This is a genomic window from Parashewanella sp. 2304DJ23-3 (genome assembly GCF_056591695.1).
Map to the genome: position 1 here is coordinate 1 of NZ_JBWQOH010000030.1, position 787 is coordinate 787.

Annotated in this window: 1 protein-coding gene; it reads right to left on the reverse strand. The window is 52.1% G+C overall.

The genetic code is table 11. From position 1 onward, the window contains the following. The coding region (locus AC1EU2_RS18745) for an Ig-like domain-containing protein (RefSeq protein ID WP_480299798.1) at positions 1-787 on the reverse strand (787 nt) is incomplete at both ends.

Genomic DNA, 787 nt, shown 5'->3' on the forward strand with positions numbered 1-787 from the left:
TACATTGCCTTCCGCTACGCTATCTTCGACGACGCTATTGGTATCATTCACCAGTACCGATGCATCATCCACTGGCGTGACTTCAATGGTCAATGTCGCTGTGGCACCAGTACTCGTGGTGTAAGTGATGGTCGGTAAGGTGCCGCTCCAATCTTGCGCTGGAGTGAAACTGTAGCTGCCGTCGGCATTGATGACTAATGTGCCGCCTGCAACGGGTGTTGAGGTGCCTGCGGCGATCGTCTGTCCATTCACTTCATAACTGACAACGGTCAAGGTGTCGTTATCGACATCGCTGTCGTTGGTGAGGACATTGCCTTCTGCAACGCTATCTTCAGCTACGGTAATGGTGTCATTCACCAGTACCGAGGCATCATCCACTGGTGTGACGTTAATGGTCAATGTCGCTGTGGCATCAGTATCGGTGGTGTAAGTGATGGTCGGTAACGTGCCGTTCCAATCTTGCGCTGGAGTGAAACTGTAGCTGCCGTCGGCATTGATGACTAATGTGCCGCCTTCGACTTGTACATCTGTGCCTGCGGCGATCGTCTGTCCATTCACTTCATAGCTGACTACCGTAAGTGTGTCGTTATCGACATCACTGTCGTTGGTCAGTACATTGCCTTCCGCTACGCTATCTTCGACAACGCTATTGGTGTCATTCACCAGTACCGAGGCATCATCCACTGGCGTGACTTCAATGGTCAATGCCGCTGTGGCACCAGTATCGGTGGTGTAAGTGATGGTCGGTAAGGTGCCGTTCCAATCTTGAGCTGGGGTGAAGCTGTAG